General features: G+C 73.8%; 14 protein-coding genes, 1 tRNA gene and 1 CRISPR repeat array. Of the genes, 11 read left to right on the top strand and 4 right to left on the bottom strand.

Annotated elements, in window-relative coordinates:
- Nucleotides 1-91 precede the first annotated feature (91 nt).
- Nucleotides 92-1,045 carry an LLM class F420-dependent oxidoreductase gene (locus ET526_RS12675; protein WP_135468069.1) on the top strand — a complete coding sequence of 318 codons (954 nt, stop codon included), beginning with the start codon at nt 92-94 and terminating at the stop codon, nt 1,043-1,045.
- A 19-nt stretch (nt 1,046-1,064) separates the two neighbouring features.
- Entirely contained in the window at nt 1,065-2,108 is a 1,044-nt protein-coding gene (locus ET526_RS12670) for an LLM class F420-dependent oxidoreductase (RefSeq protein WP_135468068.1), read from the top strand.
- Nucleotides 2,109-2,136: 28 nt separating this feature from the next.
- Here ET526_RS12670 and ET526_RS12665 read toward each other — a convergent pair whose 3' ends face one another.
- Entirely contained in the window at nt 2,137-3,153 is a 1,017-nt protein-coding gene (locus tag ET526_RS12665; protein ID WP_240048379.1) for a TIGR03619 family F420-dependent LLM class oxidoreductase, read from the bottom strand.
- On the opposite strand from ET526_RS12665, the gene ET526_RS12660 reads away from it, so the two are divergent.
- The 9 genes from ET526_RS12660 to ET526_RS12620 all read left to right on the top strand — a co-directional run bounded on the left by ET526_RS12660 (nt 3,111) and on the right by ET526_RS12620 (nt 14,493).
- Nucleotides 3,111-5,153 carry a PAS domain-containing sensor histidine kinase gene (locus ET526_RS12660; protein WP_135468067.1) on the top strand — a complete coding sequence of 681 codons (2,043 nt, stop codon included), beginning with the start codon at nt 3,111-3,113 and terminating at the stop codon, nt 5,151-5,153. The two genes, ET526_RS12665 and ET526_RS12660, sit on opposite strands and share 43 nt — an antisense overlap.
- A 64-nt stretch (nt 5,154-5,217) precedes the next feature.
- Nucleotides 5,218-5,952, top strand: coding sequence for a hypothetical protein (locus ET526_RS21265; protein ID WP_158295573.1), 735 nt, complete (start codon nt 5,218-5,220; stop codon nt 5,950-5,952).
- 136 nt (nt 5,953-6,088) lie between these two features.
- Nucleotides 6,089-6,346 (top strand): exodeoxyribonuclease VII small subunit, encoded by a 258-nt coding sequence (locus tag ET526_RS12650; RefSeq protein ID WP_240048378.1) that lies wholly within the window; start codon nt 6,089-6,091, stop codon nt 6,344-6,346.
- Nucleotides 6,347-6,359: 13 nt separating this feature from the next.
- Nucleotides 6,360-7,277, top strand: a complete 918-nt coding sequence (locus ET526_RS12645; RefSeq protein WP_240048377.1) for a polyprenyl synthetase family protein — start codon at nt 6,360-6,362, stop codon at nt 7,275-7,277.
- Nucleotides 7,277-9,202 (top strand): 1-deoxy-D-xylulose-5-phosphate synthase, encoded by a 1,926-nt coding sequence (gene dxs, locus ET526_RS12640; protein WP_135468066.1) that lies wholly within the window; start codon nt 7,277-7,279, stop codon nt 9,200-9,202. The genes ET526_RS12645 and dxs overlap by 1 nt, the downstream gene beginning before the upstream one ends.
- A 73-nt stretch (nt 9,203-9,275) precedes the next feature.
- On the top strand, nt 9,276-10,067 hold the full coding sequence (locus tag ET526_RS12635; protein ID WP_135468065.1) for a TlyA family RNA methyltransferase: 792 nt from the start codon (nt 9,276-9,278) through the stop codon (nt 10,065-10,067).
- Between the two features lie 27 nt (nt 10,068-10,094).
- Nucleotides 10,095-10,170, top strand: a tRNA-Lys gene (locus tag ET526_RS12630).
- A 985-nt stretch (nt 10,171-11,155) separates the two neighbouring features.
- Nucleotides 11,156-13,798, top strand: a complete 2,643-nt coding sequence (gene cas3, locus ET526_RS12625) for a CRISPR-associated helicase Cas3' (RefSeq protein WP_135468064.1) — start codon at nt 11,156-11,158, stop codon at nt 13,796-13,798.
- Complete coding sequence (locus ET526_RS12620; RefSeq protein ID WP_135468063.1) at nt 13,795-14,493, top strand: hypothetical protein; 699 nt, start codon at nt 13,795-13,797, stop codon at nt 14,491-14,493. The genes cas3 and ET526_RS12620 overlap by 4 nt, the downstream gene beginning before the upstream one ends.
- A gap of 532 nt (nt 14,494-15,025) precedes the next feature.
- Nucleotides 15,026-15,481: direct repeats of the CRISPR family, unit length 29 nt; unit sequence GGTGCCCCCGCCCACGCGGGGATGGACCC.
- 669 nt (nt 15,482-16,150) lie between these two features.
- On the opposite strand, the gene ET526_RS12615 is transcribed toward ET526_RS12620, so the two are convergent.
- From ET526_RS12615 to fsa, 3 genes are read right to left on the bottom strand one after another with little or no spacing between them, the layout of a single operon-like run.
- Nucleotides 16,151-17,074, bottom strand: coding sequence for a tyrosine recombinase XerC (locus ET526_RS12615; RefSeq protein ID WP_135468062.1), 924 nt, complete (start codon nt 17,072-17,074; stop codon nt 16,151-16,153).
- A 48-nt stretch (nt 17,075-17,122) separates the two neighbouring features.
- Complete coding sequence (locus ET526_RS12610) at nt 17,123-17,794, bottom strand: DUF484 family protein (protein ID WP_158295572.1); 672 nt, start codon at nt 17,792-17,794, stop codon at nt 17,123-17,125.
- A complete protein-coding gene (gene fsa, locus ET526_RS12605) occupies nt 17,791-18,447 on the bottom strand; it encodes a fructose-6-phosphate aldolase (RefSeq protein WP_135468060.1) in 657 nt (218 codons plus the stop codon). The genes ET526_RS12610 and fsa overlap by 4 nt, the downstream gene beginning before the upstream one ends.
- Between the last annotated feature and the right edge of the window lie 37 nt (nt 18,448-18,484).

The raw sequence follows: 18,484 nt of genomic DNA, 5'->3' as shown, positions 1-18,484 counted from the left end.
TGCGGCGCCGCCGGCTTGCCGCCGGGCGCCAACTTCCGCATCGTGTGGGAAGGCCGGCCCGGAGGCAATCGGGGCGGGAGGGAGGGACGCCATGCAGCTCGGCTTCAGCGCGCCGATCGCGGGACCGCTGGCGGCGCCGGACAGCCTCGTCCGCCTGGTGACGGAAGGCGAGGCGATGGGCTTCGCCTACGCCACCTTCAGCGACCATGTGGTGATCCCGCGCGACATCCGGGCGCGCTACCCCTACACCGAGAGCGGCGAGTTCCCGAGCGGCTCGCGCGGGGAGCGGCACGAGCAGCTCGCCGCGCTCGCCTTCGTCGCCGCGAAGACCTCGCGCCTCAGGCTCGTCACCTCGGTGATGGTGGTGCCGCACCGCCCGGCGGTGCTCGCCGCCAAGACGCTCGCCACCATCGACGTGCTCTCCGGCGGGCGGCTGACGCTCGGCGTCGGCGCGGGCTGGCTGCGGGAGGAGTTCGAGGCGATCGGCGCGCCCGACTTCGCCGCCCGCGGCGCGGTGACCGACGAGTGGCTCGATGCCTTCCGCGTCCTGTGGACCGAGGAGGATCCGCGCTTCGAGGGGCGGCATGTGCGCTTCTCGGGCATCGTCTTCGCGCCCAAGCCGGCGCAGAAGCCGCACCCGCCGATCTGGGTCGGCGGCGAGAGCGGCCCGGCGCTGCGCCGCGCCGCGCGGATCGGCGACGCCTGGTACCCGATCGGCACCAACCCCGCGCACCCGCTCGACAGCCTGAAGCGGCTCGAGGCCGGCATCGCCCGGCTGCGCCGGCTGGCCGCGGAGGCGGGGCGCGACCCGCGGGCGGTCGGCGTCGCCTACCGCGTGCAGGCGCACGGGCCGGAGGTGCCGGCGCGGGCGGGGGATGGGGAGCGGCGGCTGTTCTCGGGCGGCGCCGGCGACATCCTGGGCGATCTGCGCGCGCTCCGCGACCTCGGCGTCTCGCATGTGGATGTCGGCTTCGCCGGCGCCACGGCCGATGCCGTGCTCGCGGAGATGCGGCGCTTCCGCGACACGGTGCTGGCGCGGCTCTGACGGGAGGGGGGAGGTGTCCATGCGGCTCGGCATGACCATCGGCATGATCCGCGGCGCCAGGCCGCAGCTCGAGCTGGAGACGGTGCTGGAGGCCGAGCGCCTCGGCTTCGACGCGGTGTGGTGCGGCGAATCCTACGGCACCGATGCGGTGACGCCGATCGCCTGGGTGCTGGCGCGCACCACCCGCATCAAGGGCGGCACCGGCATCATGCAGATCCCGGCGCGCACCCCGGCCTGCGCGGCGATGACGGCGATGACCCTGCAGGCGCTCTCCGGCAACCGCTTCCTCTGCGGCGTCGGCCCCTCCGGGCCGCAGGTGGTGGAGGGCTGGCACGGCGTGCCCTACGGCAACGGGCTCGGCCGCACGCGCGAGTACATCGAGATCATCCGCAGGATCATCGCCCGCGAGGCGCCGCTGGAGCACCAGGGGGAGCACTACCAGATCCCCTATCGCGGCCCCGGCGCCACCGGCCTCGGCAAGCCGCTGAAGAGCATCGTCCATGCCGAGCCGGGGATGAAATTCTACACCGCCTCCATCACCCCCGCGGGGCTCCGCCTCGCCGGCGAGATCGCGGACGGCACGCTGCCGATCTTCATGTCGCCGGAGCGGGCGGACACGGTGGCGAAGGCGATCCTGGACGGCATGGAGAAGGCGGGGAAGCCGCGCAGCCTCGCCGGCTTCGACATCGCCCCCTACACCAAGATCCGCATCGGGCAGGATGTGCAGGCCTGCCGCGACGCGCTGAAGCCCGAACTCGCCCTCTACATCGGCGGCATGGGGGCGCGGGGGAAGAACTACTACAACGACTACGCCAGGCGCCTCGGCTACGAGGCGGCGGCGGCGGAGATCCAGGACCTGTTCCTGGACGGCAGGAAGAAGGAGGCGGCGGCGGCGGTGCCCGACACGCTGGTGGACGAGATCGCCCTGGTCGGCCCGCCCGAGCGCATCCGCGACCGGCTGCAGGCCTGGAAGGCGGTGGCGAAGGAGGGCAAGGTCGGCACGCTGGTGCTGACCGGCGCCACCACCGAGGCGGTGCGGGTGGTGGCCGAGGCGGTGCTGTAGGGCGCCTTCGCGCGAGGCGGCGCCGCGCTCAGCCCGCGAGCGCCGGGATCAGCGCCGCCCAGCGGTCGAGCAGCGGCAGCACCGCATCCGCCCCGGCCGAGGGCAGGCTCACCACCACCCGCGCCACGCCGAGGTCGCGGTCGCGCCGGAGCAGGCCGGGGTCCTCCGGCGCGCCCCAGACGGTGACCGGAACGGAGGCCGGGTCGCGCCCCGCCTCCGCCGCCATGCGCCGGAACTCCGGCAGCAGCGCGGTCACGTCCGGGTAGTGGCGGCGCACGCGGTGCGGCATCCAGCCGTCGCCGTAGCGCAGCGCCCGGCGCGCGCCATAGGGGAAGGCGCCGCCGACGATCACCGGCGGGTGCGGTTTCTGCACCGGCTTGGGCCAGGCGTGCATCGGGCCGAAGCGCACCATCCCGCCGTGGTATTCCGCCCGCTCCTCGGTCCAGATCGCCTTCATCGCCTCGATCCGCTCGCGCGCCAGCCGGTGGCGGGTGGCGAAGGCGGTGCCGTGATTCGCCATCTCCTCGGCGTTCCAGCCATTGCCGACGCCGAACAGGAACCGCCCGCCCGAGACCTGGTCGAGGGAGGCGACCAGCTTCGCGGTCTGGATCGGGTCGCGCTGCGCCACCAGGCAGACGCCGGTGCCGACCAGCAGCCTGCGCGTCGCCGCCGCGGCGGCGGCGAGCCCACGAAGGGGTCCATCACCTCCGCATATTCGCGCGGCAGCTCGCCCCCGGCGGGAAAGGGCGAGAGGCGGGAGAGCGGGATGTGCGAGTGCTCCGGCGCCCAGAGGCTGTCGAAGCCGCGCTCCTCCAGCGCCCGGGCCAGCGCGCCCGGCGCCATGGAATAGTCGGTGACGAACATCGCCGCGCCGATCCGCATGGCGTCCTCCCGCCCGGCAGGGGGATTGGGCCACGGGGCGGGGCGCGTTTCCAGCCCGTCCCGCCCCGGATCCGGCGCGGCGGGCTGCGCGCCGTGCCCGGAACCAGGTTAACCTCCGGCATGACCTCCCGACCGGAGCCGCTGAGCACCGCCCCCCACACATCCCCGGAAGCGACGGGTGTCGCCGCGCCGCGCCGGGCCGCGCGGGAGATCCCCTGGCCGCTCTGGGGGGTGCTGCCGGCAGCGGCCCTGTTGCCCCTGGGCATGGCGGCGGGCTGGCCGGCCGCCCTCGGCCTTGCCGCCGCGCTTTCGCTTCCCCTCCTGCTCCTGCTGCGCGGGTGGCGCGCGGCGGCGGGGGGTGAGGCGCGGTTCCGCGCCATGGCGGACACCGTTCCGGCGCTGGTCTGGATGACCGATCCGGAGGGCCGGCTGATCTTCGCCAACCGCCGCTACGAGGAGATGTTCGGCCGCCCCGTGGCGGCGATGCTCGGCCATGGCTGGCGCGACATCGTCCTGCCCGAGGATGTGGAGGCGGCGGTGGCGGCGTTCCGCGCCGCCGCCGCGCGGCGCCGGCCCTTCCGCCACGAGCTGCGGGTCCGCGATGCCGCCGGCGCGGTGCGCTGGCTGCGCTGCGAGGCCGATCCCTGGCACGGTCCGGGCGGGGAGTTCGCCGGCTATGTCGGCTGCAACGTGGACATCACCGAGGCCCGCGCGGCGGAGGCGGCGCTGCGGGCGAGCGAGGCGCGGCAGCGTGCCCTGTTCGAATCCGCCCCCTTCGCGGTGATCGTGATAGACCCGGCCACGCACCGCATCCTCGAGGTGAACGACCGCGCCTGCCTCGACTACGGCTACACGCGCGAGGAGTTCACCCGCCTCTCCATCGCCGACATCGACGCGCTGGGCGATTCGGCGGCCATCCGCAGCCGCGGCCGGGCCCATGCGGTGGGCCCGGACGCGCAGGAATTCGAGGCGCGGCACCGGCTGAAGTCCGGCGCGCTGCGCGACGTGCTGGTGCGGGTGCAGGGGGTGCGGATCGGCGGGCAGGACGTCACCTACGGCGCGCATTTCGACATCACCGACCGCAAGGCGGCGGAGGCGGCGCTGCGCGCGAGCGAGACCCGGCTGCGCCTGGCGATCGAGGCCGCCGAGTTCGGCACCTGGGAATACGACGTGCGCCGCGATCTCGGGCGCCGCGCGGGGCGGCTTGCCGATGCGCTGCCGGCGCTGCCCCCGGAAGGGTTCGGCCTCGCCGCCTGGCTCGCCCCGATCCACCCCGAGGACCGGCCGCGCGCCGAGGCGGCGTTGCGGGAGGTGCTGGAGGGGCGGAGCCCGCGATTCGAGGCGGAGTTCCGCCTGCCCGCCCCGGACGGGGGGTGGCGCTGGGTCGCCTCGCGCGGCGCGGTGGTGGAGCGCGACGAGGCGACCGGCGCGCCGCTGCTGGTGGCCGGGGTGGCGCGGGACGTCACCGCGCGGCGGGAGGCCGAGGAGCGCCAGGCGCTGCTGACGCGCGAGCTCGACCACCGGGCGCGCAATGCCCTCGCCGTGGTGCAGGCGGCGCTGCGCCTGACGCCGCGGGAGGATCCGGAGGCCTTCGCGCGCACGGTGGAGGGGCGGGTCGCGGCGCTGGCGCGCGCCCACACCCTGCTCGCGCGCGGCAATTGGCGGGGGGTGGAGCTGCGCGCGCTGGTGGAGGGGGCGCTGACCCCCTTCCTCTCCCCGCAGGGCGGGCCGCGGGCGGTGCTGGAAGGGCCGGCGCTGCTGCTCTCCCCCGGCGCGGCGCAGGCCCTCTCCATGGCCTTCCACGAGCTGGCGACCAATGCCGCCAAGCATGGCGCGCTGTCCTCCCACTCCGGCCAGGTGGCCATCTGCTGGGAGGTGCTGCCTGGGCAGGAGGGCGAGGAGGTGCTCTCCCTCGCCTGGGCGGAGACGGGCGGGCCGCCGGTCGCCGCGCCGCCGCGGCGGCGGGGCTTCGGCTCCTCTGTTTTGCAGGCGACGGTGGGCCGCCAGCTTGGCGGCAGCATCGCGCTGCGCTGGCGGCCCGAGGGCCTGCTGTGGCAGGCCATGGTGCCGATGCGGCGCATCAGGGGAGCGGTGGAGGAGGAGCCGGCACTCTCCGCCCCCGCCGGGGAAGTTCCGCCGCGGCAAAGCGTTACGCAAGCGTGATCCCTAGTGCCACCGGGGCGCCGCCTGCCTAAAGGGGCGCCCGGGATTCCTGCCAGGACACGAGATGGACGAGGTCGGCGACGTTCGCTGGATGACCTACGCCGAGGTGGCGCAGCTTCTCGGCATCGAGCGTTCCTCCGCGAAGCGCCTGGTCGCCCGCAAGGGCTGGCCGAGGACCCGCGGCAATGACGGCATGGCGCGCATCGGCGTGCCGCTGGCGCATCTGGAGCGACTCGCCAGCGGCGAGGGGATGGGCGAGGAGGCGCCGGAACTCGCGGCGCTGCGCCAGATGCTGGCGCGCCGCGAGGGCGAGGTTGCGGGCCTGCGGGAGGCGCTGCGCGTGGCCGAGGCGCGGGCCGCCGAGGCGCAGGCGCAGGCGGCGGAGGCGACGCGCCGGGCGGAGGAGGCCACCCGCCGCATGCAGGAGACGGAGCAGGAGGCAGGGGAGACGAAGGGGCTGCGCCAGTCGCTGTCCTTCCTCCGCCAGGCGCTCGAGCACCTGCGCGCCAGCGCCGCCGCGGCCGATGCCCAGGCGGCGGCGGCGCAGCGCGAGGCCGCCGAGGCGACGATGCGGGCGGCCGAGGTGGAGGGGCGGGCGGCGGAGGCGCAGCGCCGCGTCGCCGAGGCGGAGGTCCGCTCCGGAGAGGCCGAGCAGCGGGCGGCGGAGGCGCGCCGGCGCGCCGCCGAGGCGGAGGCGCGGGCGGCGATGGCCGACCGGGCCGCGCTCGAGGCCCGCGAGGCCCTCGCCCGGATCCGTGAGCGCGGCCTTCTGGCGCGCCTGCTGAACCGGCCCGCCTGAGGCGGGTTTCCCTCCCATGGAGGCCCGAGCGCCCGGAGCGGTGACACCCTTCGCCCGTGGCGCGGCGGGGAGGGGGCCGGACGTTCCGCCCGGCCGGGATCGCCTGTATGGTCACAGAGGTGCAAAGGAGATCCGCATGCCCGAAGGCCGCAGCGAGGCCGCCATGCCCCCGCGCGAGATCGGCGCCCTGTCCTTCGAGGATGCGCTGGCCGAGCTGGAGGCGATCGTCAGCCGCCTGGAGCAGGGCAAGGGCACCCTCGCCGAGGCGATCGCCGACTACGAGCGCGGCACGGCGCTGCGCAAGCATTGCGAGGCCAGGCTGAGCGAGGCCGAGGCGAGGGTGCAGGCCATCGTCGAGGGTGCCTCGGGGCCCGGTCTGCGCGATGCCGAGTGAGGCGCCGCCCCGCATGAGGCCGACCGGGGAGGCCGACCGCCTGTCCCTCGCGCGCGCCATGGCCGCCGCCGCGCAGGAGATGGACGCCGCGCTCGACGTGCTGCTGCCGCCGGCCGAGGGGCCGGAGGCGCGGCTCTACGCGGCGATGCGCTACGCCGCGATCGGCGGCGGCAAGCGGCTGCGCGGCTTCCTGGTGCTCGAGGGGGCGCGGCAGTTCAGCGCCTCCCGCGCCGCGGCGCTGCGCGTCGCCGCCGCGGTCGAGATGGTGCACGCCTACTCCCTGGTGCACGACGACCTGCCGGCAATGGACGACGACGACCTGCGGCGCGGCAAGCCGACCGTGCACAGGGCCTTCGACGAGGCGACCGCGATCCTCGCCGGGGACGCGCTGCAGGCGCACGCCTTCACCGTGCTCGCCGAGGAGGACACGCACAGCGACCCGGCGGTGCGCGCCGAGCTGGTGCGCTGCCTCTCCCGCGCCGCCGGGCCGAGGGGGATGTGCGGCGGGCAGATGCTCGACATGCTGGCCGAGGAGGCCGAATCGCCGCTCGACGAGATCGCCATCGGCCGGCTGCAGACGATGAAAACCGGCAAGCTGATCGAGTTCTCGGCCGAGGCGGGTGCGATCCTCGGCAAGGCGCCGGCGCCGCTGCGTCACGCGCTGTGCTGCTACGGCCGCGACCTCGGCGCCGCCTTCCAGATCGCCGACGACCTGCTGGACGCCACCGCGACCGAGGCGGAGACCGGCAAGCGCACCGGCAAGGACGCCGGCGCGGGCAAGGCCACCCTGGTCGGGCTGCTCGGCCTCGACCGAGCGCGGCTGCAGGCCGAGCGCCTGGTGGCGCAGGCCAAGGACCACCTTGACGGGCTTGGGGAGCGCGCGGGGCTGCTGCGCGCGCTCGCCGATTTCGTGATCGAGCGGAGAAGCTGATGTCACCACCGCCTGCCACCCCTCTGCTCGACCGGGTCCGGATCCCGGCGGATCTGCGCAACCTCTCCGCCGAGCAGCTCAAGCAGCTCGCCGAGGAGCTGCGCGCGGAGACGATCCACGCGGTGAGCCAGACCGGCGGCCATCTCGGCGCCTCGCTCGGCGTGGTCGAGCTCACCGTCGCCATCCACGCCGTGTTCGACACGCCGAGGGACCGGCTGATCTGGGACGTCGGCCACCAGGCCTATCCGCACAAGATCCTGACCGGGCGGCGCGACCGCATCCGCACCCTGCGCCAGGGTGGCGGCCTCTCCGGCTTCACCCGGCGCAGCGAGAGCGAGTACGACCCCTTCGGCGCGGCGCACTCCTCCACCTCCATCTCCGCCGGCCTCGGCATGGCTGTGGCGCGCGACCTCAAGGGCGACGACCGCAACGTCGTCTGCGTGATCGGCGACGGGGCGATGAGCGCGGGCATGGCCTACGAGGCCATGAACAACGCCGGCGCCTCCAAGGCCCGGCTCATCGTCATCCTCAACGACAACGACATGTCCATCGCGCCGCCGGTCGGCGCGATGAGCGCCTATCTCTCCCGCCTCATCTCCTCCCGCCCCTTCCTGTCGCTGCGCGAGGCGATGGGCAGGCTGGCGCGGCTGTTCCCGGCACCGATCGAGCGCGCGGCCAAGCGCGCCGACGAGTACGCGCGCGGCCTGCTGACCGGGGGGACGCTGTTCGAGGAGCTCGGCTTCTACTACGTCGGGCCGCTCGACGGCCACGACCTCGACCACCTGCTGCCGGTGCTGCGCAACCTGCGCGACACGGACCACCAGGGGCCGATCCTGCTGCACGTGGTGACCAAGAAGGGCAAGGGCTACGCCCCGGCCGAGGCCTCGGCCGACAAGTACCACGGCGTGCAGAAGTTCAACGTCATCACCGGCGAGCAGGTGAAGGCTCCCCCGGGGCCGCCGACCTACACCAAGGTCTTCGCCACCGCCCTGATCGCCGAGGCCGAGGCGGACGAGCGGATCGTCGCGGTCAACGCCGCCATGCCCTCGGGCACCGGGCTCGACCTCTTCGGCAGGCGCTTCCCGAAGCGCACCTTCGACGTCGGCATCGCCGAGCAGCACGCCGTCACCTTCGCCGCCGGCATGGCGACGGAGGGGCTGAAGCCCTTCTGCGCCATCTACTCCACCTTCCTGCAGCGCGCCTACGACCAGGTGGTGCACGACGTGGTGCTGCAGGACCTGCCGGTGCGCTTCGCCATGGACCGCGCCGGCCTGGTCGGCGCCGACGGCGCGACCCATGCGGGCAGCTTCGACATCGCCTATCTCGGCTGCCTGCCGGGCATCGTGCTGATGGCGGCGGCGGACGAACTCGAGCTGATGCACATGGTGGCGACCGCCGCCGCGCTCGACGACCGGCCCTCCGCCTTCCGCTACCCGCGCGGCGAGGGGCTGGGCCTGGAGCTGCCGCGGCGCGGCACGCCGCTCGAGATCGGCAAGGGGCGGGTGCTGCGCGAGGGCACGACGGTCGCCATCCTCTCCTACGGGGCGCGGCTGCAGGAATGCCTGAAGGCGGCGGACGAGCTGGGCGCGCGGGGCCTCTCCACCACCGTCGCCGATGCCCGCTTCGCCAAGCCGCTCGACACCGCGCTGGTGGAGCGGCTGGCGCGCGAGCACGAGGTGCTGATCACCATCGAGGAGGGATCGGTTGGCGGCTTCGGCAGCTTCGTGCTGCAGCACCTGGCCTGGAAGGGTCTGCTGGAGAGCGGGGTGAAGGTGCGGCCGATGTGCCTGCCCGACCGCTTCATCGACCACGACACGCCGAGGAAGCAGTACGACGAGGCGGGGCTGAACGCGCCGCACATCGTCGCCACCGCGCTGGCGGCGCTGGGGCAGGGGGAGGCGGCGCTCCGCCCCGCCCGGGCCTGAACGTGTCGCGGCGCCCCCGCATGGCCGGCGGCGCGTGGCCCCGGAGCGCGCCGGGGGCCGGCGCGGCAGGGCGATGAAGGGGCCCGCCAAGGCGCGGGCGGACCAGCTTCTGGTGGAGCGCGGACTGGTCGAGAGCCGCGCCCGGGCCCAGGCGCTGATCCTGGCGGGCAAGGTGTTCTCCGGCGGGCAGCGGGTGGAGAAGCCCGGCCAGGCCCTGGCCGCGGACCGTCCGCTCGAGGTCCGCGGCCAGGATCACCCCTGGGTCTCCCGCGGCGGGGTGAAGCTCGACCATGCGCTGCGGCATTTCGGCCTGTCCCCGGCGGGCAGGGTCTGCCTCGACATCGGCGCCTCCACCGGTGGCTTCACCCATGTTCTGCTGCACCATGGCGCGGCCAGGGTCTACGCCGTGGATGTGGGGCACGGGCAGCTTGCCTGGTCGCTGCGCAACGACCCGCGCGTGGTGGTGCTGGAGCGGGTGAACGCCCGCTACCTGGAGCCGGCGCAGGTGCCCGAGCCGGTCGGGGTGCTGACCTGCGATGCGAGCTTCATCGGGCTGCGCACCCTGCTGCCCGCACCGCTCGGCCTTTGCGCGCCGGGTGCCTGGGCGGTGGCGCTGATCAAGCCGCAATTCGAGGCGGGCCCCCAGGCCGCGCGCGGCGGGGTGGTGCGCGACCCGGAGGTGCACCGGGCGGTCTGCGACCGCATCGCCGCCTGGTGGGCCTCGCTGCCCGGCTGGCAGGTGCTGGGGGTGGAGCCGAGCCCGATCCTGGGGCCGGAGGGCAACCGGGAGTTCCTGCTCGCCGCACGCCTCGGGGAGGCGGGGGCGGCGCCGGGGCTGGACAAGCCCGCGGCGGGCGCTATCTAGGCGGCGGCCATTCCCTGCGGGCGGGCCGGGCGCATAGCTCAGTTGGTAGAGCAGCTGACTCTTAATCAGCGGGTCCTAGGTTCGAATCCTAGTGCGCCCACCAAGATCTAGCCGCGTTATCCACAGGCTCTCTCCGGCTCGGGGCTTCGGTGGGACGTCAGCCGCGCGGCGTCATCCCTCCGGCAAATCCCCAGCTATCTGTGGGTGGGGAAACCCGTGCAGCCGAGGGAGTAGGCGCCGGGTGCATCCTTCGGCTCCCTGACGATCGTCGGCTTGCCGCAACGCGGGCACTTCTCGTGCTCTGCTGGCGGCATGGCCACGGCTCCGCTTGCGCCGCTTTCTCCTTCGCCTCCGCCAGCTCGGCGCACTGTACGCAGAGCTCGGCGGCCGGACGCACCCGCCGCTCGTCCGACAGCCTGGGCAGACCGAAGGGGCGACAGATGCGGGCGTCATCGGCATCAAGGAGCCGCCTGCCGTCCGCACCGGCCATCCAAACATCGTAGCGCCGGAGCGGTAGACGGAGCAGACTAGGTGCCTCAGCGCCGGACGAATCGTGCGCATGGTGGGTAGTTCGCCCAGCCAGGCGGTGAGCGTGTCTTGTGCAACAGAGGCGGCGCGGATCCGACCGGGTGTCGGCAATGGACGAGCCTCACGCCTGCATCTCGTGATGTCGTGCTAGAGCCGCTTCCTTTGGCTATGAACGCAGAAACGATCCTGGTTCAGTTTGTAGAGCAGATTTGCGCTTCCGGCTGTTCCAGCCATTTGCGATCTGCTCTGTCGCCGCCCCGCTGAGGTGCCGCGGACGACCACGCTTGGCCCCTCCGGCAAGGCGGTGGCGCTGCTTGCGACAGCTTGGCACGGACGGCATGTCGGGCGCGGCTTGCTGACGCCGCGACACGCTCCGGCCTCACTCCAGAAACCGCCGAGGCGTTGGAGGACGGGCAGCAGCCGGAGAGCTGGCGCAGCCTGCCTGCTCGATCGATGAGAAGTCAGCTCTGACGCCATTGGACAGAGTGAATGGCGGCATGCCGTGCACGCCGATCATGACATCCTCCGGATACCAGGCCATGGGATAGGAGCCATTCTGGATGGGCCAGGCCACACTCTTTCCGCACGCATGGGGCAAGCTGCGCAGGCGGTGTTCCGATGCCTGGCCGGACGCCGTTCTTGCCCTGGCGGATCACGCCGCCGATGTCGCGGCCGTCACTGCGGCGCTCCTGGATCTTCCCTCGGTCCGGGCCCGGCTTTGCGCGCTGGCGGGCGCCGAGATCACCGATGACCAGCGGGCCGCGATGACCGGGGCGGCCTTCCTGCACGACATCGGCAAGGCCAACCGGGGCTTCTGGGGCAAGCAGAGGCCGCCGGCGGAACGCGAGGGCAGCCCCATCGCCGGACATGTCCGGGAAGCTGCGCCGCTCCTGTTCCGGCCGTTCGGCGGCCGCCCCATTGCCATCCCGGACGCCGGCGCCTTCCTCAAGCCGGCAACCCCCGCCGGCACGCTCCTGCTCGCCGCGCTCGGCCATCATGGCGAGCCGGTATCGTGCGCGTCGCTCTCGGACGAGGCGTCGCGCCACGCGGCGCTGTGGCAACCGGCCGAGGGGTACGATCCGGTCGCCGAGGCGCGCGCCCTCTGCCACGCGCTCGCCGCCTGGCTGCCCGACAGTCTGCGTGCAGCGGAGCAACTGCCGCCGTTGCCGTTCCCTCTGCTGCACGGCTTCGCGGGCTTGCTGTCCCTTGCCGACTGGATCGCTTCCAACCCGGCGCCGGGCTTCTTCCCCTTCGAGGGCGACGGTACGGACGATCGGTGGGCCTTCGCGCGCACCCGAGCCCGGGAGGTGCTGCGTGCCATGCGGCTGGACCCCGGCCCGGCCCGCTCGGCCCTGGTGCGGGCCGCCCCGGACTTCGGCGCCGTGTTCCGCGAGCGGCACGGGCCGCTCACGCCGAAGCCGCTCCAGGTGGCGATGGCCGGCCTCGACCTTGGCCCGATCGTTGTCGCCGAGGCGGCGACGGGCGCCGGAAAGACCGAGGCGGCGCTCTGGCGCTTCCGCTCCCTGATGGCGGTCGGCGCGGTGGATGGCCTTGCCTTCCTGCTGCCGACACGCACCGCGGCGGTGCAGATCGAGGCTCGCGTGCGGCGGGCGGTCGAGGCGATGTGGCCGGACCCGGCGACGCGACCGAACACCGTGCTCGCCGTGCCTGGCTATCTGCGCGCCGATGGCGAGGAGGGGGCAAGGCTGCCGGGGTTCGAGGTGCTGTGGCCCGACAGCGAGGACCAGGAGGCGGCGCATCGGCGCTGGGCGGCGGAGAGCCCGAAGCGCAGCCTCGCCGGCACGGTGGTGGTGGGCACGGTGGATCAGGCTCTGCTCGCGGCGCTGAAGGTGCGGCACGCGCATCTGCGCGGCGCCTGCCTGCTGCGTGCGCTGCTCGTGGTGGACGAGGTGCATGCCTCGGACGCCTACATGAGCGGCCTTCTGCGCACGCTGCTCGCGCGCCACCAGGCGGCGGGCGGCCATGCTCTGCTGCTTTCGGCGACGCTCGGAGTGGCGGCCCGCCAGCGGCTGCTCATGCCGGCGCCCTCGGCCAAGCCCGCCATACCGCCGCTCGCCGAAGCGGAGGCCGCACCCTATCCGGCGATCTCCGACCGGAGCGGGCTGCGGGGTATCAAGGACGAAGGGAGGGAGAGGCGGGTCGCGCCACGGCTCGAAGCCTGGCTGGACGCGCCGGAGGCGGTCGCCGCCACGGCCCTCGCCGCGGCACGGCACGGCGCCCGCGTCCTGGTGGTGCGCAACACCGTCGCCGGCGTGCTCGCTGCGCAACGCGCGCTGGAGGCGGCGGCCGCGCCGGATGACGCTGTGCTGTTCCGCGCCAACGGGGTGGTGGCACCGCACCACGGCCGCTTCGCCGCACCGGACCGGCGCGTGCTCGACGCCGCCGTGGAGGCGCGCTTCGGCAAATGGGCCGGGCGCGAGGGAGGCTGCGTGCTGGTCGGCTCGCAGACCCTGGAGCAGTCGCTCGACATCGACGCCGACCTGCTGCTGACCGATCTCTGCCCGATGGATGTGCTGCTGCAGCGCCTGGGGCGGCTGCACCGGCATGAGCGGGCGCGGCCGGCGGGGTTCGAGGACGCGGTGGCCATCGTCCTGGTGCCGGCGGAGCGCGACCTGTCTCCCTTCCTGCCCGGCCGGTCCCGCGGACTGCCGCGGCACGGCCTGGGCGGCACGGTCTATCCGAACCTGCTCACCGTGGAGGCGACCTGGCGGCTGCTGGAGGAGAGATCCCTGCTGCGGCTGCCTGGCGACAACCGGCTGCTGGTCGAGCACGCGACACATCCCGAGGCACTCACGGGCATCGCCGAGGCACTCGGGCCCGCCTGGCAGAAGCTGCGGCAGGATCTCCTGGGCATCGAGTCGGCGCAGTTCCAGCAGGCGGGCAGTATCGCACTGCGCTGGGAGGAGGACCTGCTCGACATGACGTTCCCGCGCCGGCTGGACGAGCGGATCGGCACCCGGCTCGGCACGGACGATCGCCGCCTGCGTCTGGAGCCGCCATCGGCAAGTCCCTTCGGCAGCATGCTGGAGGAAGTTGTCGTGCCTGGCTGGATGGCGGGGGAGCTTGGCAAAGGGGTGGAAGTGGCGCAGGCGGAGGAGGCCGCGGATGGGTTGCTGCTGCGGGCTGGCGAATCGTGTTTCCATTATGGAAGACTTGGGCTGCAGCGGGTCGAGGGCGGATGACCCTGTGCCGAGGCGGCCTGCTCGGGGGCGCCATGCACAACCTGCTTGCCGATGCGGTCATCACCCTGACCACGCGTGCTGGATCAGTCGGCGCGACCCTTCCGGAGCTGCTTTCGCTGCTCGCCGAGGATGCGGTTTCGGACTTCCCCGCGCTGCGGCCGCATCAGGCACCGGCCTGGCACGCCTTCCTGGTGCAGCTCGCCTTCCTGGCCACCGAGCAGGGCGAGGTGCCGCAGGACGCAGACGGTTGGGCGGCGGCGCTGCGCGCCCTGACGACGGACTGGCCTGAGGACGAGCCCTGGTGCCTGGTCGCGCGGGCGGATGCACCGGCCTTCCTGCAATCGGCGGCGCCGGGGGGTGACATGGCGGCCTACAACGTCAGCATCCTCACCCCGGACGAGCTCGACCCGCTCGTTACCAGCAAGAACCACGATCTGAAGGCGGCGCGGATGATCGCGGCAAGGCCGGAGGATTGGCTCTTTGCCCTCGTCAACCTGCAGACCACCGAGGGCTATGGCGGCAAGAAGCTGAACGGCATCATGCGCATGAATCGCGGCTATGGCAGCCGCCCCTTTCTCGGGGCGATGCCGGCCGGTGGGCGGCCAGGGCAGCGGTGCGCGACCTCGCGGTGCTGCGGCGGCAGCGCGAGACGCTCTACGCCGGGACGCAAGGCTTTGCCACAGTTCGTGCCGTGAAGCTGCTGTGGCTCGAGCCCTGGGACGGCACGCAGTCCCTGTCCATCGCGGAGCTGCATCCGCTCGTCATCGAGATCTGCCGCCGCGTGCGGCTGGAGGCCGCTCCGCGCGGTGGCTTGCGCGCCCGCGGCACCAGCACCGCCGCGGCGCGGGTCGCGGCGAAGGACCTCAAGGGCGTCACCGGCGATCCCTGGGCGCCGGTCGAGACCGGTGGCAAGGACGGCGCGAAGGTGCTCTCGATCACCGGCGACGGGTTCGGCTGGCGGCGGATGAAGGAGCTGCTGGTGCCGGGCAGCGGCGAGGAACGCTCCTTCGACCGGCCGCTGCTCGCCAGGCCCGAGCCCGAGGATGGGGACGCCGTCGAGATCCTGGCCGCCGCGCTCGCCCGCGGGAAGGGCAAGACCGAGGGTTTCCACACCCGGCGTGTCCCTGTCGCCAACCGGGCAGCGATCAGGGCGCTCGCCGAGGAGGGCGAGGAGCGCCAGCGTCTGAATGCGCTGGCGCAAGGCTTGACCGGGGCGGCCATGTCCGCGGTGCCCCCGCCCACGCGGGGATGGACCTTGTCGCCGTCGCCCCGGCTCTCCGGCAGGCGGGGTGCCCCCGCCCACGCGGGGATGGACCCGCCGCTGCCCGCGCCGCGGACTCGCCGCGCAAGGTGCCCCCGCCCACGCGGGGATGGACCCTGTCCATCGCCAAATCCTCGTCGCCGCTCTCGGGTGCCCCCGCCCACGCGGGGATGGACCCCGCTGCGAGAAGCCCGGCGAGGCCGGCGCGGTGGTGCCCCCGCCCACGCGGGGATGGACCCGCCGCGCCCTACGTGCCGAGCCTGCTCGGGATGGTGCCCCCGCCCACGCGGGGATGGACCGCTGATGGCTTCCGTGTCGCGCTGCGAGGACGAGGTGCCCCCGCCCACGCGGGGATGGACCCGCGTCTTCACCCACTCGAGCCGCCGGAAGCCAGGTGCCCCCGCCCACGCGGGGATGGACCCCTGAAAGCATGGATTCGCAAGCGGGCGCTCCGGATGCCCCCGCCTATGCGGAGATAGGCCTCCTTCGGATAGGTGAGACAGGCGGATGTTGCAGCTTATGCCAAAGAGAGCCGTCAGCAGTGGCCAACGCTCCGGCGCAAGTTGGAGCGGTTTGAGGCTGCGCGGACTCGCGGGTTCTGATTCGACGCTGCCTGTTGAGCGTCAAGGCGGCGATGACGGCACCCTTGTCGGCGGACCTGCGCGAGTGGCTTGTCCGGGAAACCGGCAGCGCCGCCCCGGCCCGGATCGGCGGCTACCGCAAGCCGCTGCTGGCCGGCCACAAGGATCTGCTACGCGAGCTGATCGAAGCAAAGCCGGGGATCACACTAGCGGAGCTCCAGGCCGAGCTAGCAGCAAAGGGAGATCCGGGCCGGCTCGCTGACGACGATCTGGGCGACGCTGCGCCGGCTCGGCTTGCGACACAAAAAGTCGCTGAGAGCGGCCGGGCAAGACCGGCCCGACGTGGCCACCGGCGCTCCGGACCACCTCGGCCGCGTGCTCGACACCTGCATCCCCAGACGAGTCAAAAACTGCCTCGCCAATATGCGTCCGAGTAAACAGAAAACGGTCTAGCGTGCCTACCAATCCCCGGGCATCCTTCCTCTTGGCAGGCGGGCGCTCCGTGCGCCGTCAGTCGGCTCGCGGATGCGCGCGCCGCCAGGTGGAGAGCAGCGCCGCCGCGTCCACCGCCGTATAGCGCTGGGTGGTGGAAAGGCTCGCATGGCCGAGCAGTTCCTGGATCGCACGCAGATCCGCCCCGCCGGCCAGCAGGTGTGTCGCGAAGCTGTGCCGCAGCGCGTGGGGCGTGGCGTGTTCCGGCAGACCCGCGAGGCGCCGGTAGAGGCGCAGGGAGCGCTGCGCCACCGCGGCATCCAGGCGGCCGCCGCGGGCGCCGAGGAACAGCGGCTCCTCCGGCCGGGCGCCGGGGCGCAGCCGCAGATAGTCGGCGATCGCCCGGCGCACCGCGGGCAGCACCGGCACCATGCGCTGCCGCCCGCCCTTGCCGGTGACGCGCAGCGCCGCCTTCTCCCCCTCCCGCGGCGCGTCGCGCACATCGAGGGCGAGCGCCTCGCCGAGGCGGAGCCCGCAACCGTAGAGCAGCGCGAACAGCGCCACATCGCGCGCCGCCTGCTGCGCCGGCAGCTCGGCCCGGTCGGGGTCGTGCACCGTGCCGGCCTGCTCCACCACCTCGCGCGCCTGGCCGGGCGTCAACGCGCGGGGCACCGGGGGCTTCAGGCGCGGGCCGCGCAGCCCGCTCAGCGCCGCCGTCGGCAGCCCCCGGGTCCGCGCCAGCCAGCGCAGGAAGCCGCGCACCGCGGCGAGCTGGCGGGCGCGTGTGGCCAGGCCGGCCCCTCCCATGGCGCGGGCGGCGAGGAAGGCGCGGATGTCGCCCGGGCGGAGCGCGGCGAGGTCCACCTCGCCCCCCATGTGCCCGGCGAGGAACTGCAGGAAGTCCGCGAGGTCGCGGCCATAGGCCTCGACCGTGTTGGCGGCGGCGCGGCGTTCCCGCGCCAGCCAGTCGAGGTAGCGGGCCCGGGCCTCGGCGGCGGTCATGGCGCGGTGCCGCGCGTCGGGAAGCCGCGGAGCCGGGCGGGCACGGCCTCAGCGCGCCATCGCCGCCGCCACCACGCGGCCGAGGAAGGCCAGGGTGGCGTTGGCCTGTCGCGCCGGCAGGGCCGCCGGGTCGCGCGCGCCGAGGGCGAGCAGGGTGGGCTGCCCGGTCCACAGCGGCACGCGGGCCAGCGCGTCGCGCGCCACCAGCGGCGCCGCCTCCTGGTGCAGCAGCTCGGTCTCGGTCGGCACCGCGCGCACCACCGCGTCGCGGCCCGGGCCGAGCAGGCGCGCCACCGTGCCCCGCGGCAGCTTCACGACGCCGCGGCGGTCCGGCTGCTCGGAAAGCAGGGTGCAGGTCTCGACGCCGAGCAGCGCCGGCACCTCTTGCGTCACCGTCTCGGTCACGTCCTGGGCGCGCATCAGCGCCAGCACGGCAAGACGCACCCGCACGTTCAGGCCGTTGCCGGCGCGCCCGACCGCGACGGCGGCCTCCATCTCCGCCTCCAGCGAGCGGACGCGGCGCCGCTCGGCGGAGAGCATGGCGGCCATGTGGTCGGCCAGCCGCTCTCCGTGCACCCGGCGCGGGGGGGTGAGGATCCGGTAGAGGTCCGGCCGCTCCGCCAGGAAGTCCGGATGGGCTGCGAGGAAGGCGGCCACCGCCTCCGCCTCCGGCAGTTCTGCCTCGGCATCGGGACGCCTCTGCGGAAGGGGAAGTGTCACAGGATGCTCTGCCCTGTCTTGCGCCAATCCGCCAGGAAGGCCTCGAGGCCCCGGTCGGTCAGCGGATGCTTCAGGAGTTGGCGGATCACCGCAGGCGGCAGGGTGGCGACGCCCGCGCCGAGCTTCGCGGCCTCGACCAGGTGGATGGGGTGGCGGATGGATGCGACCAGTACCTCCGTCTTGAGCTGCGGGTAGTTGCGGAAGATCGCCACCACGTCGGCGATCAGCCGCATGCCGTCGGTGGCGATGTCGTCGAGCCGGCCGACGAAGGGGGAGACGAAGGCCGCCCCCGCCTTGGCCGCCAGCAGCGCCTGCGCCGGGGTGAAGCAGAGGGTGACGTTCACCAGCGTCCCCTCGCCGGACAGGACCCGGCAGGCGCGCAGCCCCGCCTCGGTCAGCGGCACCTTCACCGCGACGTTGGAGGCGATGGCGCGCAGGTGCCGCCCCTCGGCCAGCATGTCCTCGAACTCGGTGGCGGTGACCTCGGCGGAGACGGGGCCCGGGGTGATGGCGCAGATCTCCTCGATCACCTCCGCCATGCGGCGTCCCGATTTTGCGATCAGGCTCGGGTTGGTGGTCACGCCGTCCACCAGGCCCGCCTCGGCCAGGGAACGGATCTCCGACACCTCGGCGGTGTCCACGAAGAACTTCATGGCGGGATCCTCACGGCCTATGGCCGGGTAGTCGTTT

Origin of the sequence: Crenalkalicoccus roseus, from assembly GCF_004761865.1 — a bacterium.
GTDB classification, from domain to species: Bacteria; Pseudomonadota; Alphaproteobacteria; order Acetobacterales; family Acetobacteraceae; genus Crenalkalicoccus; species Crenalkalicoccus roseus.
This window is presented reverse-complemented; position numbering and strand designations above follow the sequence as displayed.

Bases quoted from the DNA above. Each gene is read 5' to 3' on its own strand.
- ET526_RS12650 (WP_240048378.1), top strand. From the start codon at position 6,089: ATGCCCGAAGGCCGCAGCGAGGCCGCCATGCCCCCGCGCGAGATCGGC.
- ET526_RS12675 (WP_135468069.1), top strand. From the start codon at position 92: ATGCAGCTCGGCTTCAGCGCGCCGATCGCGGGACCGCTGGCGGCGCCG.
- dxs (WP_135468066.1), top strand. From the start codon at position 7,277: ATGTCACCACCGCCTGCCACCCCTCTGCTCGACCGGGTCCGGATCCCG.
- ET526_RS12665 (WP_240048379.1), bottom strand. From the start codon at position 3,153: ATGTGTGGGGGGCGGTGCTCAGCGGCTCCGGTCGGGAGGTCATGCCGG.
- ET526_RS12660 (WP_135468067.1), top strand. From the start codon at position 3,111: ATGACCTCCCGACCGGAGCCGCTGAGCACCGCCCCCCACACATCCCCG.
- ET526_RS12645 (WP_240048377.1), top strand. From the start codon at position 6,360: ATGAGGCCGACCGGGGAGGCCGACCGCCTGTCCCTCGCGCGCGCCATG.
- ET526_RS12635 (WP_135468065.1), top strand. From the start codon at position 9,276: ATGAAGGGGCCCGCCAAGGCGCGGGCGGACCAGCTTCTGGTGGAGCGC.
- ET526_RS12615 (WP_135468062.1), bottom strand. From the start codon at position 17,074: ATGACCGCCGCCGAGGCCCGGGCCCGCTACCTCGACTGGCTGGCGCGG.
- ET526_RS12670 (WP_135468068.1), top strand. From the start codon at position 1,065: ATGCGGCTCGGCATGACCATCGGCATGATCCGCGGCGCCAGGCCGCAG.
- ET526_RS12620 (WP_135468063.1), top strand. From the start codon at position 13,795: ATGACCCTGTGCCGAGGCGGCCTGCTCGGGGGCGCCATGCACAACCTG.
- fsa (WP_135468060.1), bottom strand. From the start codon at position 18,447: ATGAAGTTCTTCGTGGACACCGCCGAGGTGTCGGAGATCCGTTCCCTG.
- cas3 (WP_135468064.1), top strand. From the start codon at position 11,156: ATGGGCCAGGCCACACTCTTTCCGCACGCATGGGGCAAGCTGCGCAGG.
- ET526_RS21265 (WP_158295573.1), top strand. From the start codon at position 5,218: ATGGACGAGGTCGGCGACGTTCGCTGGATGACCTACGCCGAGGTGGCG.